20 protein-coding genes are annotated in these 26871 nt (G+C 61.6%); 9 read left to right on the top strand and 11 right to left on the bottom strand.

All coding sequences use genetic code 11. The annotated features are described in order from the left end of the window. Positions 1-3: 3 nt before the first annotated feature. From HX821_RS21265 to HX821_RS21255, 3 genes are read right to left on the bottom strand one after another with little or no spacing between them, the layout of a single operon-like run. Entirely contained in the window at positions 4-990 is a 987-nt protein-coding gene (locus tag HX821_RS21265) for an alpha-L-glutamate ligase-like protein (protein WP_003214969.1), read from the bottom strand. Beyond that, positions 990-2522, bottom strand: coding sequence for an inactive transglutaminase family protein (locus HX821_RS21260; protein ID WP_008432680.1), 1533 nt, complete (start codon positions 2520-2522; stop codon positions 990-992). The genes HX821_RS21265 and HX821_RS21260 overlap by 1 nt, the downstream gene beginning before the upstream one ends. Before the next feature lie 5 nt (positions 2523-2527). Continuing rightward, complete coding sequence (locus tag HX821_RS21255) at positions 2528-3061, bottom strand: ATP-dependent zinc protease (protein ID WP_023659091.1); 534 nt, start codon at positions 3059-3061, stop codon at positions 2528-2530. A gap of 272 nt (positions 3062-3333) precedes the next feature. Here HX821_RS21255 and HX821_RS21250 point away from each other — a divergent pair, with 272 nt between their 5' ends. The 6 genes from HX821_RS21250 to prpD all read left to right on the top strand — a co-directional run bounded on the left by HX821_RS21250 (position 3334) and on the right by prpD (position 11701). Beyond that, positions 3334-4047, top strand: a complete 714-nt coding sequence (locus HX821_RS21250) for a GntR family transcriptional regulator (protein ID WP_008432676.1) — start codon at positions 3334-3336, stop codon at positions 4045-4047. Then, a complete protein-coding gene (gene prpB, locus HX821_RS21245; RefSeq protein WP_003214976.1) occupies positions 4044-4937 on the top strand; it encodes a methylisocitrate lyase in 894 nt (297 codons plus the stop codon). The genes HX821_RS21250 and prpB overlap by 4 nt, the downstream gene beginning before the upstream one ends. Before the next feature lie 40 nt (positions 4938-4977). Continuing rightward, a complete protein-coding gene (gene prpC, locus HX821_RS21240; protein WP_134325934.1) occupies positions 4978-6105 on the top strand; it encodes a 2-methylcitrate synthase in 1128 nt (375 codons plus the stop codon). A 201-nt stretch (positions 6106-6306) separates the two neighbouring features. Beyond that, positions 6307-8901, top strand: a complete 2595-nt coding sequence (gene acnD / locus HX821_RS21235) for a Fe/S-dependent 2-methylisocitrate dehydratase AcnD (RefSeq protein WP_177036355.1) — start codon at positions 6307-6309, stop codon at positions 8899-8901. Positions 8902-8943: 42 nt separating this feature from the next. After that, positions 8944-10134, top strand: a complete 1191-nt coding sequence (prpF, locus tag HX821_RS21230; protein ID WP_177036354.1) for a 2-methylaconitate cis-trans isomerase PrpF — start codon at positions 8944-8946, stop codon at positions 10132-10134. An 82-nt stretch (positions 10135-10216) separates the two neighbouring features. Further along, on the top strand, positions 10217-11701 hold the full coding sequence (gene prpD, locus HX821_RS21225; protein ID WP_177036353.1) for a 2-methylcitrate dehydratase: 1485 nt from the start codon (positions 10217-10219) through the stop codon (positions 11699-11701). A gap of 113 nt (positions 11702-11814) precedes the next feature. Here prpD and HX821_RS21220 read toward each other — a convergent pair whose 3' ends face one another. From HX821_RS21220 to HX821_RS21190, 7 genes are all read right to left on the bottom strand, one after another. Further along, positions 11815-13137 (bottom strand): AAA-associated domain-containing protein, encoded by a 1323-nt coding sequence (locus HX821_RS21220; RefSeq protein ID WP_076017164.1) that lies wholly within the window; start codon positions 13135-13137, stop codon positions 11815-11817. Between the two features lie 14 nt (positions 13138-13151). After that, a complete protein-coding gene (locus HX821_RS21215) occupies positions 13152-14897 on the bottom strand; it encodes an ABC transporter permease subunit (RefSeq protein ID WP_003214988.1) in 1746 nt (581 codons plus the stop codon). A gap of 227 nt (positions 14898-15124) precedes the next feature. Then, a complete protein-coding gene (locus tag HX821_RS21210; protein WP_003214990.1) occupies positions 15125-15853 on the bottom strand; it encodes an alanyl-tRNA editing protein in 729 nt (242 codons plus the stop codon). A gap of 2 nt (positions 15854-15855) precedes the next feature. Beyond that, complete coding sequence (locus tag HX821_RS21205; protein ID WP_003214992.1) at positions 15856-16848, bottom strand: serine O-acetyltransferase; 993 nt, start codon at positions 16846-16848, stop codon at positions 15856-15858. Between the two features lie 22 nt (positions 16849-16870). Then, positions 16871-17785: a PLP-dependent cysteine synthase family protein gene (locus tag HX821_RS21200; RefSeq protein ID WP_043225528.1), complete on the bottom strand. Its 915-nt coding sequence runs from the start codon at positions 17783-17785 to the stop codon at positions 16871-16873. Positions 17786-17809: 24 nt separating this feature from the next. Continuing rightward, positions 17810-19672, bottom strand: coding sequence for a molybdopterin-synthase adenylyltransferase MoeB (gene moeB, locus HX821_RS21195; RefSeq protein ID WP_177036352.1), 1863 nt, complete (start codon positions 19670-19672; stop codon positions 17810-17812). 1 nt (position 19673) lies between these two features. Beyond that, complete coding sequence (locus tag HX821_RS21190; RefSeq protein WP_166742189.1) at positions 19674-20567, bottom strand: DMT family transporter; 894 nt, start codon at positions 20565-20567, stop codon at positions 19674-19676. Between the two features lie 150 nt (positions 20568-20717). On the opposite strand from HX821_RS21190, the gene HX821_RS21185 reads away from it, so the two are divergent. Then, the gene (locus tag HX821_RS21185) at positions 20718-22142 is read left to right on the top strand and encodes a PLP-dependent aminotransferase family protein (RefSeq protein WP_102370226.1); all 1425 of its coding nucleotides are present in this window, start codon (positions 20718-20720) and stop codon (positions 22140-22142) included. Between the two features lie 190 nt (positions 22143-22332). On the opposite strand, the gene HX821_RS21180 is transcribed toward HX821_RS21185, so the two are convergent. Beyond that, the gene (locus tag HX821_RS21180; protein WP_003215001.1) at positions 22333-23151 is read right to left on the bottom strand and encodes a pyruvate, water dikinase regulatory protein; all 819 of its coding nucleotides are present in this window, start codon (positions 23149-23151) and stop codon (positions 22333-22335) included. A gap of 178 nt (positions 23152-23329) precedes the next feature. Between HX821_RS21180 and ppsA the strand changes: the two genes are divergently transcribed. Together ppsA and HX821_RS21170 are read left to right on the top strand one after the other, a co-directional pair. Continuing rightward, the gene (gene ppsA, locus HX821_RS21175; protein ID WP_003215003.1) at positions 23330-25705 is read left to right on the top strand and encodes a phosphoenolpyruvate synthase; all 2376 of its coding nucleotides are present in this window, start codon (positions 23330-23332) and stop codon (positions 25703-25705) included. A 107-nt stretch (positions 25706-25812) separates the two neighbouring features. Next, on the top strand, positions 25813-26802 hold the full coding sequence (locus tag HX821_RS21170) for an alpha/beta fold hydrolase (protein WP_177036351.1): 990 nt from the start codon (positions 25813-25815) through the stop codon (positions 26800-26802). Positions 26803-26871: the final 69 nt, after the last annotated feature.

Genomic DNA, 26871 nt, shown 5'->3' with positions numbered 1-26871 from the left:
GGTTTATCCCTCGACCGCCGGAATATGCCCAAACATTTCCTGCACAAACTTAACCCGTTCCTCCGGTGTTTCCGTTACGCCCGCCGCCTTCAGCTCTTCCAGTCGAGCCTCCACGGCATGGGTGCGCAAGGTCAGGCCGCAGTCGTTGGCAATCTGGATGTTCAGCCCCGGGCGAGCGTTAAGCTCCAGGATCAACGGACCCTTTTCCTGGTCCAGCACCATGTCCACGCCGATATAGCCCAGGCCGCACAGCTCGTAGCAGCCGGCGGCGAGCTTCATGAAACCGTCCCAGTTGGGCAGTTGCACGCCGTCCACCGCATTGGTGGTGTCGGGGTGCTTGGTGATGATGTTGTTCAGCCAGGTGCCGCGCAGGGTCAGGCCGGTGGCGAGGTCGACACCCACGCCAATCGCGCCCTGGTGCAGGTTGGCCTTGCCGCCGGACTGGCGGGTGGGCAAGCGCAGCATGGCCATCACCGGGTAGCCCATCAGCACAATGATGCGGATGTCCGGTACGCCTTCGTAGCTGATGCTTTTGAAGATCTGGTCAGGCACCACCCGGTATTCGATCAGCGCGCGGTCACGGTGGCCGCCGAGGGAATACAGGCCGGTGAGGATGCTGGAAATCTGATGCTCGATTTCTTCATGGCTGATGATCTTGCCGGAGACGGTCCGGTAGCGCCCTTCAAAACGGTCGGCGATCACCAGGATACCGTCACCACCGGCGCCCTGGGCCGGCTTGATCACGAAGTCGCTGCGCCCGCCGATGATCTCGTCGAGCTTGTCGATTTCCTTCTCGGTGGAAATGACCCCGTACATTTCCGGCACGTGGATGCCGGCGGCCATGGCCCGTTCCTTGGTGATGATCTTGTCATCGACGATCGGATACAGGCTGCGCTTGTTGTACTTGAGCACGTAGTCGGCATTTCGCCGGTTGATGCCCATGATCCCCCGCGCTTCCAGGGCCTTCCAGGTCTTCCAGAAGCCGAACATTACGAGTCAGCCTTGAGGAAGGCCTTGAAACGCACCAGTTCGGTCAGGCGGTAGCCGCGATAACGACCCATGGCCAGCATGAAGCCCACCAGGATCAACAGGATCGCCGGGAAGGTGAACACGAAGTAGATCAGTTCCGGCACGCTCATGATGATGTGCGCCAGGGAAGCGGCGAACAGCGTGCCGATCGCGACTTTCATCGCATGGCCGCCACCGCGTTCTTCCCAGGTGATCGACAGGCGTTCGATGGTCATGGTCAGGATCACCATCGGGAACAGTGCCACCGACAACCCGCGCTCCAGGCCGAGCTTGTGGCTGAACAGACTGATGGCGGCGATCAGCACCACCACGAAGGTCAGCACCACCGAGAGCCTCGGCAGCATCTGCAGCTTCAAGTGTTCCAGGTAAGACCGAAGCGACAGCCCCAGCGCCGTAATAATGGTGAACAGCACAATCCCGAAGCCCAGCTGTGTCTCTCGGAACGCCAGGGCAATCAGCACCGGGGTAAACGTGCCAAGGGTCTGCAGGCCGATCAGGTTGCGCAGGATCAGGATCACCAGCACGCCAATCGGGATCATCACCATGATCATGAAGGTCTGCTGGGTTTGCAGCGGCAGGCCGTACAGCGAGTACTCGAGGAAGTTGGCGTCGGTGTTTTCGTCCGTCAGCTTGGCCAGGCGAATCGCGTTCATTTCGCTGTTGTTGAGGCTGAAGGTCACCATGGCCTTCTTGCCGCCGTCGACGGTGATCAGGTTTTCATCACCGGTCCACCACAGCAGGCGGTCGGCCGGCAGGCCTTGCTCGCCGGTGTCGGGGTTGAAGTACAGCCAGTCGTTGCCATTGAAACTGCGCAGCCAGAGTTCCGGGGTTTGCGGCTGGTCGGCCACCAGGCGGATGGTGTGGACCTTTTCCACCGGCACATGGGCGATGGACAGCAGCAACTCGACGATCTTGGCCTTGTGCGGCGTCGACGGGTCGCCCGCCAGCAGCAGCTTCACGTTGTCGTCGTTGAGGTTGTTGGTGCGCTTGATGGCTTCGCTGATAAAGGTCTCGACGTCGGCCGAGTGCTGGCGGATCGGCGCCAGCAGGGCTTCGGCGGCGATTTTTTCCGGGCCTTCGACGGCGATGCTGTCGCGGAAGGTCGGGCCCTTGACCTTGATCTTTTCACCGCTGTAACGCTTGGTCAGCACCAGGCGGTAGTAGAGGGTCTGGTTGCCCTTGGCCCGGCGTGCCGACCAGGTGACCTTGCGGTTGCCGTCGAGGCGATTGACGCTGACGCCGTAGTTATTCGAGATAAAGCTTTCATTCAGGCTGACGAAGTCGCGGCTCAGGGGCGGCACGAACATCTGGATTTTCACCGGGTCCTTGGCGCTGGCGACGAACTCGACCTTGGCGTCGATGTTCCACAGGTCGTCGGTGGCGTCCTCGGTGACGGGAATCCCCAGCACGAAAATCTGATAGGCGGTGACCGAAATGCCCAAGACCACCAAAACGGCGATCAGGATTTTCAGGTGCAGATTAAGAGAGCGCATTCAAATTACTCAGCGGTATGAGCGTCGGAGGCGCAGGCAGGTTTGCCCGCCGCGTATTTAAGACTGGGGTCGACCAGCGCATCAAAGCGTTTCAGCGCTTCGGAGCCGATCAGCAGCGGGTATTGGAAGGCGCTGCGGTCAGTCAAGTTCACTTCGATACTGCGTAAAGCGGTGCCCATGCAGATGTCCAGGGCGATGACTGGACGGGCGGTGTAGTTCTTGTCTTCATCGGGGTCGTAGTCACCGGCGCGGCGCTTGATCTTGCTCACGCGGGCCAGGGGACGCTCGATGGGGTGGGAGTGTGCGGTGTCGATGGCCAGGTAGAAGCGCACCCAGGACTCGCCGTTGCGCTTGAAGCGCTTGATGTCGCGGGCGCTCAAGGACGCGGTCTTGGCGCCGGTGTCGAGCTTGGCGGCCACTTCCAGGTCAATGCCGGCCAACTTGGCGTATTCATTGAGTCCATAAACGGTCTTCTCGGCAGCAACGCCAAGGCCCGGGATAAACAGTAGAAGCAAAAGGGGGAAGGGCTTGAGTCTCATAAATCCTGACGCGGTGCAGTGCGATGTTCAATTCAAGGCGACTGGCATTGCTGCGCAAGCTCCCTCGTGCGCCTTTTCATCCAGGGATGTGAGGCAAAAGTGGCCGGCATTCTAACATGAAGGTTTTCTGGCGCCAGCGCTGGCAGCCGGCCATGCCCCGATAGAGTGCAAGGCGGGTTATTAGACGATTGTCGACAATGTGTATTTATTCTTTGACTATCCGGGGCTGATTGGCTAGTTTTTGCGGCATTGCTTTTAAAGGTGTCGACAATATGCTGGATCAACTGGAAACCCCAGTGATGGCCCAAGACGATTCCCAGACCATGTCCGAGAACGTCTTCCGGCGTATCCAGGCCGCCATCGTCAAGGGCGAAATCGCCCCCGGCAGCAAGATCTCCGAGCCGGAACTGGCGCGCACCTATGGCATCAGCCGTGGCCCGCTGCGCGAGGCGATTCATCGCCTGGAAGGCCAGCGCCTGCTGGTGCGCATCCCCCATGTGGGCGCGCGAGTGGTCTCGTTGAGCCATGAAGAACTGATCGAACTCTACGAAATCCGCGAATCCCTGGAAGGCATGGCCTGCCGCCTGGCCGCCGAGCGCATGACCGACGCCGAGATCGAAGAGCTGCGCCAGGTGTTGCACACCCACGAGCGCGATGCGGCCTTCCAGGCCGGTGTCGGCTACTACCAGCAGGAAGGCGACTTCGATTTTCATTACCGGATAATTCAAGGCGCCGGTAACCGCACCCTGACCCAAATGTTGTGCGGCGAGCTGTATCAGTTGGTGCGCATGTACCGCATCCAGTTCTCCGCCACCCCCAATCGTCCACGCCAGGCCTTTGCCGAGCATCACCGCATCCTTGACGCGATTGCCGATCGCGACGGTGAACTGGCCGAGTTGTTGATGCGCCGGCATATCGGCGCCTCCAAACGCAACATTGCCCGTCACTTCCCGGACGGCGCTCCCCAATCACGAGGTGAGTCATGAGTTCCAATAACAACACCACTCCAGGCCAGCGTTTCCGTGACGCGGTTGCCAGCGAGCACCCGTTGCAGGTAGTCGGCGCGATCAACGCCAACCATGCGCTGCTGGCCAAGCGCGCCGGCTTCAAGGCGATCTACCTGTCGGGTGGCGGGGTGGCTGCCGGCTCCCTCGGTGTGCCGGACCTGGGCATCACCGGCCTGGATGACGTGCTGACGGACGTGCGCCGCATCACCGACGTGTGCGACCTGCCGCTGCTGGTGGACGTGGACACCGGTTTCGGCTCCTCCGCGTTCAACGTGGCGCGCACCGTCAAGTCGATGATCAAGTTCGGCGCGGCGGCGATCCATATCGAAGACCAGGTGGGCGCCAAGCGTTGTGGCCATCGCCCGAACAAAGAAATCGTGTCCCAGCAGGAAATGGTCGACCGCATCAAGGCTGCGGTGGATGCGCGTACCGATGACAGTTTCGTGATCATGGCCCGCACCGACGCACTGGCCGTGGAAGGTCTGGAATCCGCCCTGGAACGTGCGGCCGCCTGCATTGAGGCCGGTGCCGACATGGTGTTCCCGGAAGCCATCACTGAGCTTGAGATGTACAAGCTGTTCGCCTCTCGCGTGAAAGCGCCGATCCTGGCCAACATCACCGAATTCGGTGCGACACCTCTCTATACCGTCGATCAACTGAAATCTGCGGATGTTTCCATCGTCCTGTACCCGCTCTCGGCCTTCCGCGCCATGAACAAGGCGGCCGAGAACGTCTACACCGCGATCCGTCGCGACGGCACCCAGCAGAACGTGATCGACACCATGCAAACCCGCATGGAGCTTTATGATCGCATCGACTACCACACCTTCGAGCAGAAGCTCGACGCGCTGTTCGCCGCCAAGAAGTAACGCGAGCGCCTCACTAATAACTACAAGATTGGAGATAACCATGGCCGAAGCAAAAGTACTCAGTGGAGCTGGCCTGCGTGGCCAGGTTGCCGGGCAAACCGCACTGTCCACCGTGGGCCAGGCCGGTGCCGGCTTGACCTATCGCGGCTACGACGTGCGCGAACTCGCCGCCGATGCCCAGTTTGAAGAAGTCGCTTACCTGCTGCTCTACGGCGAACTGCCGACCAAAGCCGAACTGGCCGCCTACACCGCCAAGCTCGGCAAACTGCGCGACCTGCCCCAGGCGCTGAAAGAAGTGCTGGAACGCATCCCCGCCGACGCGCACCCGATGGACGTGATGCGCACCGGTTGCTCGTTCCTGGGCAATATCGAGCCGGAGAAAGACTTCTCCGTGCAGCGCGATGTGACCGACCGCCTGCTGGCCGCGTTCCCGGCGATCATGTGCTACTGGTACCGCTTCAGCCACGACGGCCAGCGCATCAACTGCGTGACCGACGAGCCGAGCATCGGCGGGCACTTCCTGCACCTGCTGCACGACAAGAAGCCCAGCGACTTGCACGTCAAGGTGATGAACGTGTCGCTGATTCTCTACGCCGAGCACGAATTCAACGCCTCGACCTTCACCGCCCGCGTGTGTGCGTCGACCCTGTCGGACCTGTATTCCTGCGTCACCGCCGCGATCGGCTCCCTGCGCGGCCCGCTGCACGGCGGCGCCAATGAAGCGGCGATGGAGATGATCGAGCGTTTCTCTTCCGCCCAGGAAGCGGTGGAAGGCACCCTCGGCATGCTGGCGCGCAAGGACAAGATCATGGGCTTTGGCCACGCGATCTATAAAGACAGCGACCCGCGTAACGAGGTGATCAAGGGTTGGTCGAAAAAACTCGCGGACGAAGTGGGCGACACCGTGTTGTTCCCGGTTTCCGAAGCCATCGACAAGACCATGTGGGAGCAGAAGAAACTGTTCCCCAACGCCGACTTCTACCATGCCTCGGCGTACCACTTCATGGGCATCCCGACCAAGCTGTTCACCCCGATTTTCGTCTGCTCGCGGCTTACAGGGTGGGCCGCGCATGTATTTGAACAGCGTGCCAACAACCGCATCATCCGTCCGAGCGCCGAGTACATCGGCGTTGAGCAGCGCAAGTTCGTGCCAATCGAACGTCGCTGAGTGGAGAAACCGCTGATCTTGGGGTGAAACCGGATCAAAAATGTGGGAGCGGGCTTGCTCGCGAAGGCGGTGTGACAGTCGCCATGTGTGTTGCATGACACACCGCTTTCGCGAGCAAGCCCGCTCCCACATTTTGATCGCATTCCACCTTGGATCAGCACCGGTTCTTCCTTTTGCAACTACCGTGACCGAGTCCTGACGATGAACACTGAACACCGCAAAGCGCTCCCCGGCAGCCGCCTCGATTTCTTTGACGCCCGCGCGGCAGTCGATGCAATCACCCCCGGCGCCTACGCCACACTGCCGTACACCTCCCGCGTGCTCGCGGAAAACCTGGTGCGTCGCTGTGACCCCGCAACCCTCAATGCCTCCTTGAGCCAACTGATCGAGCGCAAACGCGACCTCGACTTCCCGTGGTTCCCGGCCCGCGTGGTGTGCCACGACATCCTCGGCCAGACCGCCCTGGTGGACCTTGCCGGCCTGCGCGACGCCATCGCCCTGCAAGGCGGTGACCCGGCCCAGGTCAACCCGGTGGTGCCGACCCAACTGATCGTCGACCACTCCCTGGCCGTCGAAGCCGGTGGTTCTGACCCGCAGGCGTTCGAGAAAAATCGCGCCATCGAAGACCGTCGCAACGAAGACCGTTTCCACTTTATCGAGTGGACCAAAAAGGCCTTCAAGAACGTCGACGTGATCCCGCCGGGCAACGGCATCATGCACCAGATCAACCTGGAGAAAATGTCTCCGGTGATCCAGGTACGTGACGGCGTGGCCTTCCCGGATACCTGCGTCGGCACCGACAGCCACACGCCTCACGTTGATGCCTTGGGCGTGATCGCCATCGGCGTTGGCGGCCTTGAAGCAGAGAGCGTGATGCTCGGCCGCGCCTCGTGGATGCGCCTGCCGGAAAGTGTTGGCGTGGAGCTGACGGGCAAGCTGCAACCGGGCATCACCGCCACCGACATGGTGCTGGCGCTGACCGAGTTCCTGCGCAAGCAGAAGGTCGTCGGTGCGTGGCTGGAGTTCTTCGGTGAAGGTGCTTCGGCGCTGACCCTGGGCGACCGTGCCACCATTTCCAACATGGCCCCGGAATACGGCGCCACCGCCGCGATGTTTTACATCGACCAACAGACCATCGCCTACCTGAAGCTCACCGGCCGTGAAGACGAGCAAGTCACCCTGGTGGAGCAGTACGCTCGCCACACCGGCCTGTGGGCGGACGACCTCAAGGGCGCGCAATACGAGCGTGGCCTGAGCTTCGATTTGTCCTCGGTGGTGCGCAACATGGCCGGCCCGAGCAACCCCCACGCCCGCGTCGCCACCAGCGATCTGGCGGCCAAGGGCATCTCCGGCCAGTGGGATGACGTGCCGGGGCAAATGCCCGACGGCGCGGTGATCATCGCCGCCATCACCAGTTGCACCAACACCAGCAACCCGCGCAACGTGATTGCCGCCGGCCTGCTGGCACGCAATGCCAACAAGCTCGGCCTGGCCCGCAAGCCGTGGGTCAAGTCGTCCCTGGCACCGGGTTCGAAAACCGTCGCGATGTACCTCGACGAAGCCGGGCTGACCACCGAGCTGGAGCAGTTGGGTTTCGGCGTGGTGGCGTTCGCCTGCACCACCTGCAACGGCATGTCCGGCGCACTCGATCCGGTGATCCAGCAAGAGATCATCGACCGCGACCTGTACGCCACCGCCGTGCTTTCGGGTAACCGCAACTTCGACGGCCGTATCCACCCGTACGCCAAGCAAGCGTTCCTCGCGTCGCCGCCGCTGGTGGTGGCCTATGCGATTGCCGGCACCATCCGTTTCGACATCGAAAAAGACGTGCTGGGCCTGGACGCCAATGGCAAGGAAATCCGCCTCAAGGACATCTGGCCAAGCGACGAAGAAATCGACGCGGTGGTCAAGGCGTCGGTCAAGCCGGAGCAGTTTCGCCAGGTGTACATCCCGATGTTCGCGATCCACGAAGACACCGGCCCGAAGGTCACGCCGCTGTACGACTGGCGCCCGCAGAGCACCTACATCCGTCGCCCGCCGTACTGGGAAGGTGCCCTGGCCGGTGCACGTCCGCTCAAGGGCATGCGCCCGCTGGCGGTGCTGCCGGACAACATCACTACCGATCACCTGTCGCCGTCCAACGCGATCATGCCGGGCAGCGCCGCCGGCGAATACCTGGCGAAAATGGGCCTGCCGGAAGTCGACTTCAACTCTTACGCGACCCATCGTGGCGACCACTTGACCGCGCAGCGCGCCACCTTCGCCAACCCGAAACTGTTCAATGAAATGGTGGTTGAAGACGGTAAGGTCAAACAGGGTTCGCTGGCGCGCCTGGAGCCGGAAGGCAAGGTCACGCGCATGTGGGAAGCCATCGAAACCTACATGGAGCGCAAGCAGCCGCTGATCATCATTGCCGGCGCCGACTACGGCCAGGGTTCGTCCCGTGACTGGGCGGCCAAGGGCGTACGCCTGGCCGGTGTTGAAGCGATTGCCGCCGAAGGTTTCGAGCGCATCCACCGCACCAACCTGGTGGGCATGGGCGTGCTGCCGCTGGAGTTCCTGCCGGGCACCGACCGCAAGACCCTGAAAATCGACGGCACGGAAACCTACGACGTGATCGGTGAACGCACCCCGCGTGCGCAACTGACGTTGCTGATCAACCGCAAGAACGGCGAGCGTGTCGAGGTGCCGGTGACCTGCCGGCTGGACACGGCTGAAGAAGTGTCGATCTACGAGGCGGGCGGCGTGTTGCAACGTTTTGCCCAGGACTTCCTGGAATCGGCTGTAACTGCCTGATAACTGCGGCCGGGGTCAACGCCCCGGCCCATGAGGACCACCATGGCACACGTACCGCAGATCAAGATTCCCGCCACCTACATGCGTGGCGGCACCAGTAAAGGCGTGTTTTTCAGCCTCAAGGATTTGCCCGAGTCGGCCCAGGTGCCGGGCGCGGCGCGGGATGCGTTGTTGTTGCGGGTGATCGGCAGCCCCGACCCGTATGACAAGCAAATCGACGGCATGGGCGGCGCGACTTCCAGCACCAGCAAAACCGTGATCCTGGCCAAAAGCACCCGCGCCGATCACGACGTGGACTACCTGTTCGGCCAGGTGTCCATCGACAAACCGTTCGTGGACTGGAGTGGCAACTGCGGCAACCTGTCGGCGGCGGTGGGTTCGTTCGCCATCAGCGCCGGCCTGGTAGATGCCGCGCGCATTCCGCACAACGGCTTGGCCGTGGTGCGGGTGTGGCAGGCGAATATCGCCAAGACCATCATCGCTCACGTACCGATCACCGACGGTGCGGTGCAGGAAACCGGCGACTTCGAACTCGACGGCGTGACCTTCCCGGCCGCCGAGGTGCAGTTGGAATTCATGGACCCGGCGGCGGAAGAAGAGGGCGGCGGTGGCTCAATGTTCCCTACCGGCAACCTGGTGGATGACCTGGAAGTGCCGGGTGTCGGCACGTTCAAGGCGACGCTGATCAATGCCGGGATTCCCACCATCTTCATCAACGCCCAGGACCTGGGCTACACCGGCACCGAGTTGCAGGGCGCGATCAATGGCGACCCCAAAGCCCTGGCGATGTTTGAAACCATCCGCGCCCATGGTGCGCTGCGCATGGGCTTGATCAAACACCTGGACGAAGCGGCCCAGCGTCAGCACACGCCGAAGGTGGCGTTTGTGGCGCGGCCTGCGGACTACGTGGCGTCCAGCGGCAAGGCGATCAGGGCGGGTGATGTCGACCTGCTGGTGCGGGCGCTGTCCATGGGCAAGTTGCACCACGCGATGATGGGCACGGCGGCGGTGGCGATTGGCACGGCGGCGGCGATTTCCGGCACGCTGGTGAATTTGGCGGCGGGCGGCGTGGAGCGCAATGCGGTGCGGTTCGGGCATCCCTCCGGGACGTTGCGCGTAGGCGCCGAGGCCAGCCAGATCGACGGTGAATGGGTCGTGAAAAAAGCCATCATGAGCCGCAGTGCGCGAGTGTTGATGGAAGGGTTCGTACGCGTCCCCGGCGACTCTTTCTAACCGATCGTTCCCACGCAGAGCGTGGGAACGAACACCCTGACCCTGAGGATGGACCACACCTAACCCACTTTGGAGTACTGCCATGAGCGCCAACGTCGACCAGAACAACCGCCCCGACTACGACCAGGTCCTGCAGGACATCGCCGACTACGTACTGAATTTCAGGATCGAATCCCGCGATGCCCTCGACACCGCCCGCAACTGCCTGATGGACACCCTCGGTTGCGGCCTGCTGGCCCTGCGTTTCCCGGAGTGCACCAAGCACCTGGGGCCGATCGTCGAAGGCACGGTGGTGCCGTTCGGCGCACGGGTGCCGGGCACCTCGTTCCGCCTGGACCCGGTCAAGGCCGCATGGGACATCGGCTGCATCGTGCGCTGGCTCGACTACAACGACACCTGGCTTGCCGCCGAATGGGGTCACCCTTCCGATAACCTCGGTGGCATCCTCGCGGTCGCCGACCATCTCTCGCAAAAACGCCTGGCCAACGGCGACGCACCGCTGACCGTGCGGGCAGTGCTTGAGGCGATGATCATGGCCCACGAAATCCAGGGTGTGATTGCCCTGGAAAACTCCTTCAACCGTGTCGGCCTTGACCACGTGCTGCTGGTGAAAGTCGCCTCCACCGCCGTCACCGCCAAGCTGATGGGCGCCAACCGTGAGCAACTGCTGTCGGCCCTGTCCCAGGCGTTTGTCGATGGCCAGGCATTGCGTACTTACCGTCATGCGCCGAACGCCGGCTCGCGCAAGTCGTGGGCGGCGGGGGATGCGTCGAGTCGCGGGGTGCGCCTGGCGGATATCGCCATGCGCGGCGAGATGGGCATTCCCGGTGTGTTGAGCGCGCCGCAGTGGGGCTTCTATGACGTGCTGTTCAGCCACACCAACAAGGACCTGGCGCTCAAGCCCGAAGACAAGCGCGCCTTCAGCCTGTCGCAGCCCTACGGCACGTATGTGATGGAGAACGTGCTGTTCAAGATCAGCTTCCCCGCCGAGTTCCACGCACAAACCGCCTGCGAGGCAGCAGTCACCCTGCACCCACAGGTGAAGCACCGCCTGCATGAGATCGACAAGATTGTGATCACCACCCACGAATCGGCGATCCGGATCATCTCCAAGGTCGGGCAGTTGGCCAACGCGGCGGACCGCGATCATTGCCTCCAGTACATGACCGCCGTACCGCTGGCGTTTGGCAACCTGGTGGCCGAGCAATACGAAGATGAATTCCACGCGGCCCATCCGATCATCGATGAGCTGCGCGAAAAGATGGTCATCGTCGAGGAGCCGCGCTACAGCCGCGAATACCTGGAGGCCGACAAGCGCTCCATCGCCAATGCGGTGCAGGTGTTCTTCAAGGATGGTTCCAGCACCGAACAGGTGGCCGTGGAATACCCGATTGGCCACCGTCGCCGTCGGGTGGATGGCATTCCGTTGCTGGAAGACAAGTTCAAGGCCAATCTGGCGACCCGGTTTACCGCGCAGCGCAGTGCCGAGATTTTTGCGCTGTGCAAGGATCAGGCACGGCTTGAGGCCACTGCGGTAAACCGGTTTGTGGACCTGTTCGTCATCTGAAGAACACCACTGGTCAAATGTGGGAGCGGGCTTGCTCGCGAATGCGGAGTGTCAGCCAATACATATATGGCTGATCCACCGCATTCGCGAGCAAGCCCGCTCCCACATTAAAGCTACATGCTGCCTTCCACATCATCCAGGCTGAACGTCTCGGTATGGTCGTCATAGGAGAAGATCTCCGCATACCGCCCCCAGGCCACCACGCTTTCCAGGGTTTTCTCCACAAAGGCTTCCGTCATCGAGTCTTCCAGCTCCTGCTCGAAGCGCACCCGTGGCGCCCGGTGGCCGCTGCGCTCAAGCAACACCTGGTGAATGCGCGCGGCCAATGGCACGTGGCGGATCAAGTGTTCGGCGAACAGGGTTTTACGCTCCTGGGTGCCGTAGTCGGCGAACAGTTTGCCGGCATCGGTCAGGGTGATATCGGCACCCTTGAGTTCGGCGAAACCCAAATGCTCAAGCATCTCCGCCACCGGGAACAGATCGTCGACTTCCAGCAAACGCCGTTCAGCCACGGTCGGCAGGCCGGCGTGGCCATTGTAGGGCTCGGCGGCCAGGGTTTCGATCAGGCCAGCCATCAGGTTGGTGGAGACTTCCGGCAACAGGCTGCCCATTTTCAGCTCAGGCAAACCTCTGCTCGCGTCGGCGCTGCGGCGGTCGGTCATCAGGGCGTAGATGTCGTCGACCATTTGCCGGAAGGTCGGGTCCAGGCGGTTGCGCGGGTGGGCAAACGGCACCTTGATCTCGGCCACCACCCGGCCAGGGTTGGACGACAGCACCAGGATACGGTCGCACATCAGCACCGCTTCTTCGATGTTGTGGGTCACGATCAGGATCGACTTGATCGGCAGTTGCTTGCCGCTCCACAGATCCAGCAGGTCGGTGCGCAGGGTTTCGGCGGTGAGTACGTCCAGCGCCGAGAACGGTTCGTCCATCAGCAGCAGGGTCGGGTTCACCACCAGCCCGCGGGCGAAACCCACGCGTTGGCGCATGCCGCCGGACAGTTCGCGCGGGTAGGCGTTTTCAAAACCGTCCAGGCCGATCAGGTCGATGGCCGCCAGGGCGCGCCTGCGGGATTCCTTGCGCTCGACCTGCAAGGCTTGCAGGCCGGCCTCGACGTTTTCCAGCACGGTCAGCCACGGGAACAGCGCGAAGGTCTGGAACACCATGGCCACGCCTTCGGCCGGGCCGGTGAGTGGCGCGCCGTTGTAGCGCACTTCGCCCGACGACGGCTGAATCAGCCCGGCGATGATGCGCAGCAAGGTCGACTTGCCCGAGCCGGACCGGCCGAGCATGCCGACAATCTCGCCTTCGTGCAGGCTCAGGTCCACGCCGCTGAGGACTTGCAGCTCGTCTTTACCTTTGCCGAACACCCGGTTCACGTTTTTCAACGAGTAGATTTCCGGAGTGTCGGCGGCATGCTCGGTATAGGTAGTCATCACAGCGAGTCCCATCAATTCAGACGAAGTTTGTTTTCAGCCATGGCGTACATCGGCCGCCACACAGCGCGGTTGAACGCCACCACGAAGATCGACATCACCACCACGCCCAGGGCGATCTTCGGGAAGTCGCCGGCCGCGGTGGTCTGGGCGATGTAGGCGCCCAGCCCGTGGGCGACCACGTTGTCGTGGCCCCAGGACACGTACTCGGACACGATACTGGCGTTCCAGGCCCCCCCCGAGGCGGTAATCGCGCCGGTGACGTAGTACGGGAAAATCCCCGGCAGCATCACCTTGCGCCACCACAACCAGCCGCGAATGCGGAAGTTGGCGGCGGCTTCCTTGAAGTCATTCGGGAACGCGCTGGCTCCGGCGATCACGTTGAACAGGATGTACCACTGGGTGCCCAGCACAATCAGCGGGCTCAGCCAGATATCCGGGTTGAGGTTGTAGTGCAGGATCACGATGACGAACACCGGGAACAGCAGGTTCGCCGGGAAGGCCGCAAGGAACTGCGCCAGCGGCTGGATTTTTTCCGCAAGCGCAGGGCGCAAGCCGATCATCACGCCCAGCGGCACCCAGATCAGCGAGGCGATCAGGATCAGGCCGACCACCCGCAACAACGTGATCAGCCCTAGCACGAATACATGGCCGACTTCGGCCAGGGTCACTTCGGTGCCGACGTACTGCACGATGTGGTACAGCGCATAAGCGGCCAGCAGCGCGATGAGTGCGCCCCATACCCAGTCGATCACTTTTGACGCTTTCGGGGTTTCTGCCGGCAGCGCCTTGAGTGCACCGCCCGCGAGGCTGAAGCGCTTGTTGCCAATGCGGCTGATGGCGCGGGTGACAGGCCGCAGGATGCGCTGGACGATGCGCGTGCGCTGGATCAGGTTCAGCAGCCAGGATTGCGGCGCGGCACCCTGGGAGGCGGTGGTTTCCATGCGGAACTTGTCGGCCCAGGCCACCAGTGGGCGGAACAGGAACTGGTCGTACATCAGGATGACCACAATCATCGCCAGGATCACGTAGCCCACGGCGTGCAGGTCTTTCTGGGCAATCGCCAGGGCCAGGTATGAGCCCACGCCCGGCAAGGTGATGGTCTTGTCACCGACGGTAATGGCCTCGGAGGCGACCACGAAAAACCAGCCGCCGGACATGCTCATCATCATGTTCCACACCAGCCCGGGCATGGCGAAGGGCACGTCGAGCTTCCAGAACCGCTGCCAACCGGAAAGTCGCAGGTTGGTCGACACTTCCACCAGGTCATGGGGCAGCATGCGCAGCGACTGGTAGAAGCTGAACGTCATGTTCCAGGCCTGGCTGGTGAAAATCGCAAAGATGGCCGCGAACTCCGCGCCGAGCACACGCCCGGGGAACAGCAGCAGGAAGAACGTCACTGTGAACGAGATGTAACCCAGCACTGGTACTGATTGCAGGATGTCGAGCACGGGCACCAGCAGTTTCTCGGCGCGCCGGCTTTTGGCGGCCAGGGTGCCGTACAACAGGGTGAACACCAGCGCTGCAACCATCGCCGCCAGCATGCGCATCGTGGTGCGCATCGCGTATTCCGGCAGGTTGGCCGGGTCCAGCGAGATCACTTCACTCTGCAGGGTGGCGATAGGCGCCCAGGTTTCCCGCGCAGTGATGGAGAAAAACAGTAAAAAGCCGATCACCAGGGGCAGGGCGACCAAATCCCAGCGGTTGGGTAGCAAGCGCAATGTGGATGCAGGGATGTAGTGACGGAACACTCTTTTCATAGGCAGTCATTCCTGCAGCGTTCAGGTTCAGGGGCGTGATGGGAGTGAGCTTAGCTGCTGCACGAATGACCCACCGAGAAGGGCGGGCGCTGTTTTCGCGAGTCAGGGGCAACGAGGCGTTGCTGGCGGGATTGTACGTTTCTGAATGTTACAAGCGCATAAATTTGCTGTCAGTTTCCTGTACGAACGGCGACTAGGGCGTCGGCGCCCCGGTCGTCGCTCGGCGGTTATTCAAACCGCAGGATCACCCTGCGATTGTGTTTGCTCTTCTTCTCGATTTTTTCGCAGAACACCCGGCCGATTTCCTCGGTATTGGTCACATGGGTGCCGCCGCAGGGCTGGATATCGATCCCGGCGATTTCAATCACCCGTACTGCCCCCTGGATGACCGGTGGCGCCACCGCCTGGGTGCGAGTGATCTGCAGCAGGGTTGAATACTCCGAGGCGGGCATGGACAGGGTTTTCACCCCATGAGCCTGTTCGATCAAGGCATTGAGGTCACGGGTGATGGTCTCTTTGTCGAGGGTCATTTCCGGCAGGTCGAAATCCAGGCGGCCCTTGTCGGCGCCGATGCTGCAACCGGTCACCGGAGCGTCGATGATCGAGCACAGGAGGTGCAGGCAGGTGTGCATTTTCATGTGCTGGTAGCGACGTTCCCAGTCCAGGCTGGCGTCTACCTGCATCCCGGCGGCCAGTTGCTCGGGGCAGTGTTCTACCTGGTGCCAGATGATCGAGCGCAGCACCGGGTCACGCACGGTGCCGGTGATGTCGACGCGGCTGCCGTCGGGCAGGATGAAATGACCGGTGTCCCCCGGTTGGCCGCCGCCGGTGGGGTAGAACAGCGTGTGCTCCAGGGCGATTCCCTGTTCGCTGACGGCAATCACCCGCGCACTGAAGGCATTCTGGTAAGGCGCGCTGTCGAACAGCGCGAGGGTTTCCATGGTGTGCACGGACATGTTCAACCTCCGACGATCAGTGGGCTGGCTTGCAGCAGGCGACGAACCATCGCGCTCAAGCCAGGAGGAGATAGCAGGGTGATTTCAAATTCGGGCCCGGTCACTTTCAGGTTCAGCGGCAGGCGCGGCGGGTAGGCGTTGGTTTCGATGTGCCGCAGGCGGAATTGCAGGTGATGACGTTCCTTGACTGTCGGCTCCAGCAGCAGGCCGGGCAGGGGATGAAAGTCAGCGTCCAATACCGTCACCTTGTGGCTGGCGTTGACTTCGCCCACCACGTGCAGGCGTTCGTCGAGGGCAAATGCGCCGAGGTAATTGCTGTGGTCCGACTCATCGTTTTTCTGCAGCTGGATCTGGTTGACCACCTTGACCTTGGTGCCGGCCGGCACGTCCTGGGTGATCACGCAGGACGGACTGATGAACACGTTGTCACCGATCAGCACGTAACCGAGCACCCGCGCGCCGGAGCCGACTTCCACGTTGTTGCCCAGCCGCGGGTGGCGCTTGCCGTCCGGGTTGTTGGCGATGCCCCGGGCGCCGAGAGTCACGCCGCAGAGGATGTAGCAGTCGTTGCCGATCTCGCAGGTTTCACCGATGACCGTGCCGTAACCGTGGTCCAGCACAAAGCGCCGGCCGATCCGCGCTGCGGGGTGAATTTCGGCGCCGGACAGGATCTTGCCCTGGTTGCTCAGCTTCAGGGCGATGGCGGAAAACACGCCGTTGTTCTTGTCCGGGAAATTCCACACCAGGTGGGCCAGGCGGTAATACAGCACGGCCTTGAACGAGGCGTAGGACTCCAGGATCAGCTCTCCGCGCCCACGGGACGCCGGGTCGCGCCAGGCATAGGCGATCAGGTCTTCGGCCACCGCCTGGGCCGCCGCCTGGATCAGCGGCGCGAGATGCGCCTCCAGCTGCTTCAACTGCGCAGGCGTAAGCGTGGTGATGAGGTGGGTGAGCAACTCATCGTGCAGTTGTTGCATGTCGATAAAGCCCCCCATGGAGGCACCCCCGCAATAGTTGTTATTCAAAACAGGGCAGATAGCTGTCGGCACTGTCGTAGACCATGGTCAGCACGACGGTGTCGGTGGGCAGCTCCGGCGCCAGCTTGGCGATGGCTACCATGTTGGCGGCCGACGACAGCCCGAGGCTGATGGCGTCGGTGCGCATGATGCGTTTGATCATGTCGAGGCATTCCTGGCGCGACACCTTGAGCATTCCGTCAATGATCGCGACGTTGAGAATGCTCGGGATCAAGCCGATCGACAGGCCCTGGATATGGTGCGGCGCATGGCGGTCGCTGAGCAGGTCGCACTCTTCCGGCTCCACCCCCATCACGCGGATCGCCGGCCAGGTGCTCTTGAGGGTTTCGCCGATGCCGGTGATATGGCCCCCGGTGCCGATGCCGCTGACGAAGTAGTCCACACGCAGCTCGCCGAAGGCGCGGATGATTTCCCGGGCGGTGGTGTCACGGTGGGTCTGCGGGTTGGCGCCGTTGCGCTGCTGGTTGAGCATCACGTAGCTGGGGTTTTCCAGCTGCAGCTCCATGCACTTTTCGCCGTGGGAATTGTTGCCCAGGCGGCTGTCCGACAGCACCACCCTGGCGCCGTACAGGCGCAGCAGTTTCTGCTTCTCGGGGCTGTAGTTGTCGGGGATCACCAGCACCACTTTATAGCCCAGCACGTTACCGGCCATCACCAGGCCGATGCCGGTGTTGCCGCCGCTGGGCTCAATGATGGTTTGCCCTGAGCCACGAATCAGAATGCCCCGGCGCTCGGCGTCGAGGATCATGCCCAGGGCGATGCGTGCCTTGTGGCTTCCGCCGGGGTTGAGGGATTCCAGCTTGGCGTAGACCTCGATGCCGAGGTCTTCGGAAAACTGTTCCAGGCGCACGATGGGCGTTTGGCCAATGGCGTCGAGTATCGAGTTATGCAACATCAAGTAAGAGCCCATGGCCGCTGATCAGTACAAAGGCATGTCGGGTTCGACGTCGCGAACCCAGTGTTTCATGCCACCTTGCAGTACTTTGGTGTTGGCGAATCCGGCGGCCAGCAAGGTGCTGGCGGCTTGCTCCGCGCGGGTCCCGGCGTAGCAGATGAGGTAGTGCGTGTTGTCGCGGCTGAGGTTGGCGAGTTGCCCGTCGAGCTCGGCCAGCGGGATGTGCACCACCCCCGGCAACTTGCACACTTCCAGCTCGCTGGCGTCCCGCACATCCAGCAGTACGTCGGCCTTGCTGTGTTGCTCGAGCAGTTGCTTGAGCACCCGCGGCTTGATGTAGCGTTCTTCGGCCAGGGAAGGTTGGCTTGGCAGGGCGTCGGCGCAGACGGCGGGGGCGATGGTTTGGCTGTGGCGCAGTTCCGAGCAGCAAGGGCAGTCGGCGCGGCGCTTGAAGCGGATCTCGCTGAACTTCATCGCCAGCGCATCAAAGCGCATCAGCCGGCCCGAGAGTGGTTCGCCAATGCCGATCAGCAGCTTGATCGCCTCGGTGGCCTGGATCATCCCGACCACCCCGGGTAATACGCCGATGACCCCGCCGGCGCTGCAGTTGGGCGCCAGTTCCGCCGGTGGTGCCTGGGGAAACAGGCAGCGATAGCACGGCCCGCCTTTATAGTTGAGCACGCTGATCTGCCCGTCGAAGCGGTAGATGGCGCCGTACACCAACGGCTTGCCCAACTGCACGCAAGCGTCGTTGACCAGGTAGCGGGTTTCGAAATTGTCGGTGCCGTCGATCACCAGGTCATAGGCGCCCACCAGTTCCAGGGCGTTGTCGGTGTTGAAGGCGGTGTCGTAGGTGTTGATCTGGATGTGGCTGTTGAGGTCCTGCAAGCGCTGCTTGGCGGACTCGACCTTGGGCAGGCCCAGGGTGCTGTTGCCGTGGACGATCTGGCGTTGCAGGTTGCTGCTTTCCACCACGTCGAAATCCACCAGCCCCAGGGTGCCGATGCCGGCTGCCGCCAGGTACAGGCTGATGGGCGAACCGAGGCCGCCGGTGCCGATGATCAGCACGCGGGCTTTCTTCAGGTTCAACTGGCCTTCGCGGCCGACGCCGGGCAGGGTGATGTGGCGCACGTAGCGCTGCACTTCTTCGTTGCTCAGTTGGTCGACGTCCATGCCGCCGGAGGTGGCCAGCAGTACTTCGATTTTGGCTTCTTCCGGTAACCTGTCATCGGCGTTGATCAGTTCTTCTTCGGCGATAAAGAGGAAGTGCTCCTTGATCTGGTTGTTATTTTCGTGAAACAGGTGCGCACGTAAATTCGGATGGTTATCGCACAGGTTTTCAATGACTTCGCGCAATGTCGATCCGGCACCCTCGAGGGTCGATGCTGGCAGCTTGGCCACGCGGACCAGGATGTCGGGGAAAGAGACAGCGTTCATGCACAACTCCGTTTGCAGGTCGTTGAAGGGGTTTTGGGCGAAACGTTTGCCATCCCAGGCAAACAGCTTGGAACCTTGGGTCTTGCCCTGGCGAACATCCACCACCAGGTAACTTACGGGGTAGATCGGCTCGCCCATGAAGAGGGCCTTGTCCTGGTCTTCGTCGCTGAAATACGCGCCGACGTCAGGGTGGGAGTGGTAGATCACCACCACCGGGTTATCACCGCGAAACGCCTTGTTCATCATCAGCGTGTCGGCCACCGAAAAGGTGTAGCCGTTGGCGGCGCTGCGTGGATACATCTCGGGGTTCTTGCGGTGCAGCTCGTTCTGGATGTTGCTGCCCAGGTACACGCTGCCATCGGCGAAAACGAAGCCGCAGCATTCCTCGGGGTAGCTGCGGTCGGCGTGGGCGTAGATCTGCTCCAGTGCGCTTGGGCTCAGGACCTTCATCTCAGTTTTTCTTCGCCAGGAGCTTTTCGATGGGCAGCTTGGTGATGGCAAAGCCGGCCAGCAGGATCGCCGAATACATCATCAGGTCCCTGGAAATCTGCACGCCCTCGTACCAGGCCCCGATGATCACCGCGAACACCGGGAAGATGATGAACACGAAGGACAAAATGATCGGGCTCAGGCGCTTGAGCAGCATGAAATACACGATAAAGCCGCCCACCGAGGCCACCAGCCCGAGGTAGAACAGCGCACTCCAGGAACGCAGGGTGATGTCTTCAAAGGTCGGGGTTTCAAACCACAGCCCGGCGACAAACAGCATCAACCCGGCGATGCCGATGGGCAGGGTGTTGTAGGTGATCACGCTGATGGCACTGCCTTGTTTCTTGGTAATCACGTAGCACAAGGCATGCATGATCGCGGCGGCGAGGATCGCCAGCACGCCGAAGAACTCGGCATGGTCCAGGTGCAGGCCCTGGCTCTTGATGATCATGTACAGGCTGCCGAAACCGATGGCGATACCGATCACCTGGGAAAAGTAGATGCGCTCGCGCAGGAACAGCGCGGAGAAAATCAGGATAAACACCGGCATGCAGCTGAACAGCAGCGCGGTAAGGCCGGACGAAACATGCATCTCGCCGTAGTTGAGCAGGTAATACGGAACGCTGAAGTAGGACAGCGTCACAAACACGAAAAACCAGCGGCTTTCCCGGGGAAACAGGATCGGCTCGCGGCGCACCCAGGCGAAACACAGGAACAGCGGAAACGCGATCAGGAACCGCAGCCCGGCGGAGGTCAGCGGTGGCACGCTTTCCACAGCGATCTTGATGCCCAGCCAGGTAGTGCCCCAGCTGAGACACACGATCAGGAACATCACACTGGTAATCAGCCCGGCCAACCACTGCTTGTGAGTTTTTGTTTTTTCAGCATTTTCGAGAACGGCGGACATTGGCATCGTGACATTGCTTCCATGAGACCGAATTGACCTCTATATTGAGTGCCATGATTCGGTGATTGAACCCGTAAAAGCACACTATTAGGGCGAATGATGGCTGTCAAAACAAATATTGACATGGTGTCAATTATGCGAGAAGGACTCTCCAACGGGCAGGGCGTGAAGTACAAGCGCCTGTCCGATGTCATGGAGCGAGGCATCCTTGAAGGCTTGATTGAACCGGGAAGAAAACTGCCGCCTCATCGGGTGCTTTCCGACAATCTGGGGGTCACCATTGGCACCATCAGCCGCGCCTACGGTGAGCTGGAACGCCTGGGGCTGGTAGTGGCGCGGGTCGGCGACGGCACTTTCGTACGCAAGCGTGGGATGGAGCGCCAGCGGGATGAAGGCTTTCGCAACTTCAGCGACGAGCCGCGGCAATACTTTGATATGAGCCGCAACATGCACATCCCCGGGCAGGAGACCACGTTCCTGGCCCAGAGCTTCCAGACGCTGGCGAACAACGCCAAGTTCTTGCAGGACATCAGTGCCTACACCCCGGATGCCGGGCTGCCGCGTTACCGGGCGGCGGGTGCGCAGTGGCTGGTGCAGCGGGATTTCCACCCGATTCCCGAGCAGGTGATTTGCGTGAACGGCGGCCAGCATGGGTTGCTCTGCGCAATGATGGCGCTGTTGCGAGCCGGCGATACGGTGGTGACCGAACAGTTGACCTATCCGGGGCTGATCACCGCCGCGCGCATGCTGGGCATCCGCCTGATCGGCCTGGAAATGGATGAAGAAGGGCTGCTGCCGGGGGCGCTGGATGAAGTCTGCCGCAATCACCGGGTGTCGGCGTTGTACTGCACGCCGACCATCCAGAATCCTACGACGGCGGTGCTGTCGGTCCCGCGCCGTGAGGCATTGGTGAAGGTCTGTCGGGAACACAACCTGCTGATTCTTGAGGACGAGGCCCACGGTGTGCTGGTGGAAGACCGTCCGCCGCCCCTGAGTCATTTTGCTCCGGAGCGTACGATTCTGATCAGCAGCCTGAGCAAGGCGGTATCGGCAGGCTTGCGGGTTGGGTACGTGCATGCACCGCCGGCGCTGGTCAGCCGGATTTCTGCGGCCCTGCGTTCCACCTGCTGGATGGCCACGCCGGTCACCCTGGAACTGGCGACCCAGTGGATCGAAAACGGCACGGCGGAACACCTGTTGCACCAGCAGATCCAGGAAATCAGCCGCCGCAAGGCACTGGTGGAAGGTTTGTTGATCGGGCTGGAGTACCGCACTCACCTGAACAGCCCGCACTTCTGGATCGAAGTCCCGGAGCCATGGCGCGCGTCGGAAATCGAGGCGGAGTTAAAGCAGAACAATTACCTGATTGCGACAGCCGAAGCGTTTGCCGTGGGGCAGACGGCGGTGCCGCAATTCATTCGGGCGAGCATCTGCAATACGTCGGGGGATGATCAGTTGCTGCTGGATGGGTTCGATGCGCTGGCGACGGCGCTGGGGCAGGGCGGGGGGCGGTTTCACCTGTGAACCCAACAGCTTGTTGTGAGCATGACCCCTGTGGCGAGGGAGCTTGCTCCCGCTGGGCTGCGAAGCAGCCCCAAAGCCATTCACTAAATACCAGTCGTCTGGTTTACGACTGCTGCGCAGTCGAGCGGGAGCAAGCTGCCTTGCCACAGAAGCTCCCTCGCCACACAAGCACCTTGGCCAGCGCGCGGAGTTACTTGAACCGCCGCTCCACCCCTTTCTCCACCAGTATCTTCGCCGAAATCTCTTCCACCGAAAAATGCGTGGAATTGATGTGCGCAATATTTTCCCGGCGGAACAGATTTTCCACCTCCCGCACTTCAAATTCGCACTGCGCATAGCTGGAGTAACGGCTATTGGGCTTGCGCTCGTTGCGAATCGCCGTCAGGCGGTCCGGGTCGATGGTCAGCCCGAACAGCTTGTGCTGGTGCGCGCGCAGGGCGCTCGGCAGCGTCAGGTGCTCCATGTCGTCTTCGGTCAGCGGGTAGTTGGCCGCGCGAATCCCGAACTGCATGGCCATATAAAGGCAGGTCGGCGTCTTGCCGCAGCGGGACACGCCCACCAGGATCAAATCAGCCTTGTCGTAGTAGTGGGTGCGGGCGCCGTCGTCGTTGTCGAGGGCGAAGTTCACCGCCTCGATCCGCTCCATATAGTTGGAGTTATGGCCAATGGAGTGAGATTTTCCGACAGAGTATGACGAATGTTCACTTAACTCTTGTTCCAGCGGCGCCAGGAAGGTAGAGAAGATGTCGATCATGAAACCATTGGAGGTGGCGAGGATCTCACGAATGTCCTGATTGACGATGGTGTCGAAAATGATCGGACGAAATCCGTCTTTTTCGGCCGCCAGATTGATTTGTTGTACCATGGCTCGCGCTTTATCCACGCTATCGATATAGGGTCGCGTGAATTTGCTGAAGGTAATGTTTTCGAACTGCGCCAGCAGGCTTTGACCCAGGGTTTCGGCTGTAATGCCGGTGCCGTCGGAGATAAAGAAAGCAGATCGTTTCATTTGAGCCTTGGGCCTTAAGCTGATGACGAATCTTGGATATGATAGGCGCGATTTTGCCGTCCCGCAGTGGGCCGCATTCTCACTTATTTTCCAGGTCCAGGCCACAAACGCCGGTAACCGCTCCTACTGAGCCGCCGGCGTCCTGAGCTTTTCCAACACAGAAAGTGGAGAGATCACCTTGGTAGAGTACGTAGTTTCCCTCGATAAGCTCGGCGTCCATGATGTAGAGCACGTAGGGGGCAAGAACGCATCCCTGGGCGAGATGATCAGTAATCTTGCGGGTGCCGGTGTATCGGTGCCAGGTGGTTTTGCCACCACTGCCCAGGCTTACCGTGATTTCCTCGAGTTGAGCGGCCTCAACGATCAGATCCATGCCGCCCTCGATGCGCTGGACGTCGATGACGTCAACGCCCTGGCCAAGACTGGTGCCCAGATCCGTCAATGGATCATGGAAGCCGAATTCCCCGAGAAGCTCAACGCCGAGATCCGCACCGCGTTTGCCACGCTGTCGGCCGGTAACCCGGACATGGCCGTCGCCGTGCGCTCCTCGGCCACCGCCGAAGACCTGCCAGACGCTTCCTTTGCCGGTCAGCAGGAAACCTTCCTGAACATCCGCGGCGTGGAAAACGTGATCCGCGCAGCCAAGGAAGTGTTTGCCTCCCTCTTTAACGACCGTGCTATTTCCTACCGCGTACACCAGGGTTTCGACCACAAGCTGGTGGCCCTGTCTGCCGGTGTGCAGCGCATGGTGCGTTCGGAAACCGGCACCGCCGGCGTGATGTTCACCCTGGACACCGAATCGGGCTTCCGCGACGTGGTGTTCATCACCGGCGCCTACGGCCTCGGCGAAACCGTCGTACAAGGCGCGGTGAACCCGGACGAATTCTACGTCCACAAACACACCCTTGAAGCCGGCCGCCCGGCCATCCTGCGCCGCAACCTGGGCAGCAAGGCGATCAAGATGATCTACGGCGACGAGGCCAAGGCCGGTCGCTCGGTGAAAACCGTTGATGTCGACAAGGCCGAACGCGCGCGTTTCTGCCTGACCGACGCCGAAGTCAGCGAACTGGCCAAACAAGCGATGATCATCGAGAAGCACTACAAGTGCCCGATGGACATCGAATGGGCCAAGGACGGCGACGACGGCAAGCTATACATCGTCCAGGCCCGCCCTGAGACCGTGAAGAGCCGCACCTCGGCCAACGTCATGGAACGCTACCTGTTGAAAGAAACCGGCACCGTGCTGGTGGAAGGCCGTGCCATCGGCCAGCGCATCGGCGCCGGCAAGGTGCGGATCATCAAGGACGTGTCCGAGATGGACAAGGTCCAGCCAGGCGACGTGCTGGTCTCCGACATGACCGACCCGGACTGGGAACCGGTGATGAAGCGCGCCAGCGCCATCGTCACCAACCGTGGCGGGCGTACCTGCCACGCGGCGATCATCGCCCGCGAGCTGGGGATTCCGGCAGTGGTCGGTTGCGGTAACGCCACCCAACTGTTGAAAGACGGCCAGGGCGTAACCGTGTCCTGCGCTGAAGGCGACACCGGCTTCATCTTCGAAGGTGAGCTGGGCTTCGATATCAAGCAAAACTCCATCGACGCCATGCCCGACCTGCCGTTCAAGATCATGATGAACGTCGGCAACCCGGACCGCGCCTTCGATTTCGCGCAATTGCCGAACGCCGGTGTGGGCCTGGCCCGCCTGGAGTTCATCATCAACCGCATGATCGGTGTGCACCCCAAGGCCCTGCTGAACTACGACGGCCTGCCGCCGGACATCAAGGAAAGCGTCGACAAGCGCATCGCCGGCTACAACGACCCGGTGGGCTTCTACGTCGAGAAGCTGGTGGAAGGCATCAGCACCCTGGCAGCGGCGTTCTACCCGAAAAAGGTCATCGTGCGCCTGTCGGACTTCAAGTCCAACGAGTACGCCAACCTGATCGGCGGCAAGCTTTACGAGCCGGAAGAAGAAAACCCGATGCTCGGCTTCCGTGGCGCCTCGCGCTACATCAGCGAAGCCTTCCGCGACTGCTTCGAGCTGGAATGCCGTGCCCTCAAGCGCGTGCGCAACGAGATGGGCCTGACCAACGTCGAAATCATGGTGCCGTTCGTGCGCACCCTGGGTGAAGCGAGTCAGGTGGTGGACCTGTTGGCTGAAAACGGCCTGTCCCGTGGCGAGAACGGCCTGCGCGTCATCATGATGTGCGAGCTGCCATCCAATGCCATCCTGGCTGAAGAGTTCCTGGAGTTCTTCGACGGCTTCTCCATCGGTTCCAACGACCTGACACAGCTGACCCTGGGCCTGGACCGCGACTCCGGGATCATCGCCCACCTGTTCGACGAGCGTAACCCTGCGGTCAAGAAGCTGCTGGCCAACGCCATCCAGGCGTGCAACAAGGCCGGCAAGTACATCGGGATCTGCGGCCAAGGCCCTTCCGATCACCCGGACCTGGCCAAGTGGCTGATGGAGCAGGGCATCGAAAGCGTCTCGCTGAACCCCGATTCCGTACTGGAAACCTGGTTCTTCCTGGCTGAAGGTCAAGCCCAGGCGTAATACGCAACACCCAAAAGTGCCGGTCAACCTTGCGGTTGGCCGGCATTTCTCATTCTGTACAGGGCGGAACTCCTTCCGGACGCCGCCCTTTTTTGTGCAAGAGCATTATGCAAAGCAGCAGCAACCTGTTTCCCGTCGCCTTGATCAGCGCTGAGCGTCGTGGCGACCTGAGTGAAGATGTGTATCGGCTGAAACCCGGCAACAGCCCTGACGGTACCGTCGAGCTGGCCGTGACCCGCCTGGGCCTGGCTGACGTCCCGGAAAACCGGGGCGTGCCGGTGGTTTTGTTGCATGGCAGTTTTTCCAACCGCCGCTTCTGGTACTCGCCCAAGGGGATCGGCCTGGGCGCCTACCTGGCGCGCGAAGGGTTTGACGTCTGGATCCCGGAAATGCGCGGTCACGGGCTGTCCCGGCGCAATCAGGACTACGCCACGAATCGTGTCGCCGACTATGCTCGCTACGACTTGCCGGCCATTGCCGCCTTCGTGCGTGAGCAAAGCGGGCAGATTCCCCACTGGATCGGGCATTCCCTGGGTGGCACAACCCTGGCTGCGGCCCTGGGTGGGCAGCACCTTGGCGCGCCGGCAGTGGCCTCGGTGGCGCTGTTTGGCTGCCAGGTCAGTCGCACGCATTGGCCGTTGAAGTTGCCACCGGTGGAGTGGACCGGTCGCCTGCTCTTGAAACGTTTCGGCCAATTGTCCGGCGCTCGGTGGAAACGCGGCCCGGAGGACGAGCCGGCGGGCGTATTGATTGAAGCCATGCGCTGGAATGGGCTGTTCGGCCGCTTTGGCGAAGGTAAGCAGGATTGGTGGAAAGGCCTGGCCGAGGTTGACGTGCCGCTGTTGGCGGTGAGCGCCGCCGGCGATCACCAGGACCCGGACTGGGCCTGTCGCAAGCTCTTTGAGCAGGTCGGCTCCGAGCATCGCCAATACCTGTGCCTGGGGCGCCAGCAAGGGTTCAGCGGGGATTTCGGGCATGTCGAGATGCTCGTCAGCAAGGCCGCCCAGGCTGAAGTGTGGCCGCTGGTGACGCGCTGGTTGAAAAATCCGCTTACACCTTTGCTGGGGGCACAGGCGCAGGAACTGGCAGCGGTTTGAGCGCAAGGCTCTATCAGGGGCGTTTCGCTTGTTTGCCGTAGAGGCTAAGATATGACGCGCTGGGTGGTT

The sequence above is a fragment of the Pseudomonas sp. B6001 genome, from assembly GCF_013386015.1.
Lineage (GTDB): Bacteria > Pseudomonadota > Gammaproteobacteria > Pseudomonadales > Pseudomonadaceae > Aquipseudomonas.
Note: the sequence above shows the minus strand (reverse complement) of the source record. Positions and strands in the feature narration are given on the sequence as shown.

Bases quoted from the DNA above. Each gene is read 5' to 3' on its own strand.
- HX821_RS21265 (WP_003214969.1), bottom strand. From the start codon at position 990: ATGTTCGGCTTCTGGAAGACCTGGAAGGCCCTGGAAGCGCGGGGGATC.
- HX821_RS21260 (WP_008432680.1), bottom strand. From the start codon at position 2,522: ATGCGCTCTCTTAATCTGCACCTGAAAATCCTGATCGCCGTTTTGGTG.
- HX821_RS21255 (WP_023659091.1), bottom strand. From the start codon at position 3,061: ATGAGACTCAAGCCCTTCCCCCTTTTGCTTCTACTGTTTATCCCGGGC.
- HX821_RS21250 (WP_008432676.1), top strand. From the start codon at position 3,334: ATGCTGGATCAACTGGAAACCCCAGTGATGGCCCAAGACGATTCCCAG.
- prpB (WP_003214976.1), top strand. From the start codon at position 4,044: ATGAGTTCCAATAACAACACCACTCCAGGCCAGCGTTTCCGTGACGCG.
- prpC (WP_134325934.1), top strand. From the start codon at position 4,978: ATGGCCGAAGCAAAAGTACTCAGTGGAGCTGGCCTGCGTGGCCAGGTT.
- acnD (WP_177036355.1), top strand. From the start codon at position 6,307: ATGAACACTGAACACCGCAAAGCGCTCCCCGGCAGCCGCCTCGATTTC.
- prpF (WP_177036354.1), top strand. From the start codon at position 8,944: ATGGCACACGTACCGCAGATCAAGATTCCCGCCACCTACATGCGTGGC.
- prpD (WP_177036353.1), top strand. From the start codon at position 10,217: ATGAGCGCCAACGTCGACCAGAACAACCGCCCCGACTACGACCAGGTC.
- HX821_RS21220 (WP_076017164.1), bottom strand. From the start codon at position 13,137: ATGACTACCTATACCGAGCATGCCGCCGACACTCCGGAAATCTACTCG.
- HX821_RS21215 (WP_003214988.1), bottom strand. From the start codon at position 14,897: ATGAAAAGAGTGTTCCGTCACTACATCCCTGCATCCACATTGCGCTTG.
- HX821_RS21210 (WP_003214990.1), bottom strand. From the start codon at position 15,853: ATGTCCGTGCACACCATGGAAACCCTCGCGCTGTTCGACAGCGCGCCT.
- HX821_RS21205 (WP_003214992.1), bottom strand. From the start codon at position 16,848: ATGGGGGGCTTTATCGACATGCAACAACTGCACGATGAGTTGCTCACC.
- HX821_RS21200 (WP_043225528.1), bottom strand. From the start codon at position 17,785: ATGTTGCATAACTCGATACTCGACGCCATTGGCCAAACGCCCATCGTG.
- moeB (WP_177036352.1), bottom strand. From the start codon at position 19,672: ATGAAGGTCCTGAGCCCAAGCGCACTGGAGCAGATCTACGCCCACGCC.
- HX821_RS21185 (WP_102370226.1), top strand. From the start codon at position 20,718: ATGGCTGTCAAAACAAATATTGACATGGTGTCAATTATGCGAGAAGGA.
- HX821_RS21180 (WP_003215001.1), bottom strand. From the start codon at position 23,151: ATGAAACGATCTGCTTTCTTTATCTCCGACGGCACCGGCATTACAGCC.
- HX821_RS21170 (WP_177036351.1), top strand. From the start codon at position 25,813: ATGCAAAGCAGCAGCAACCTGTTTCCCGTCGCCTTGATCAGCGCTGAG.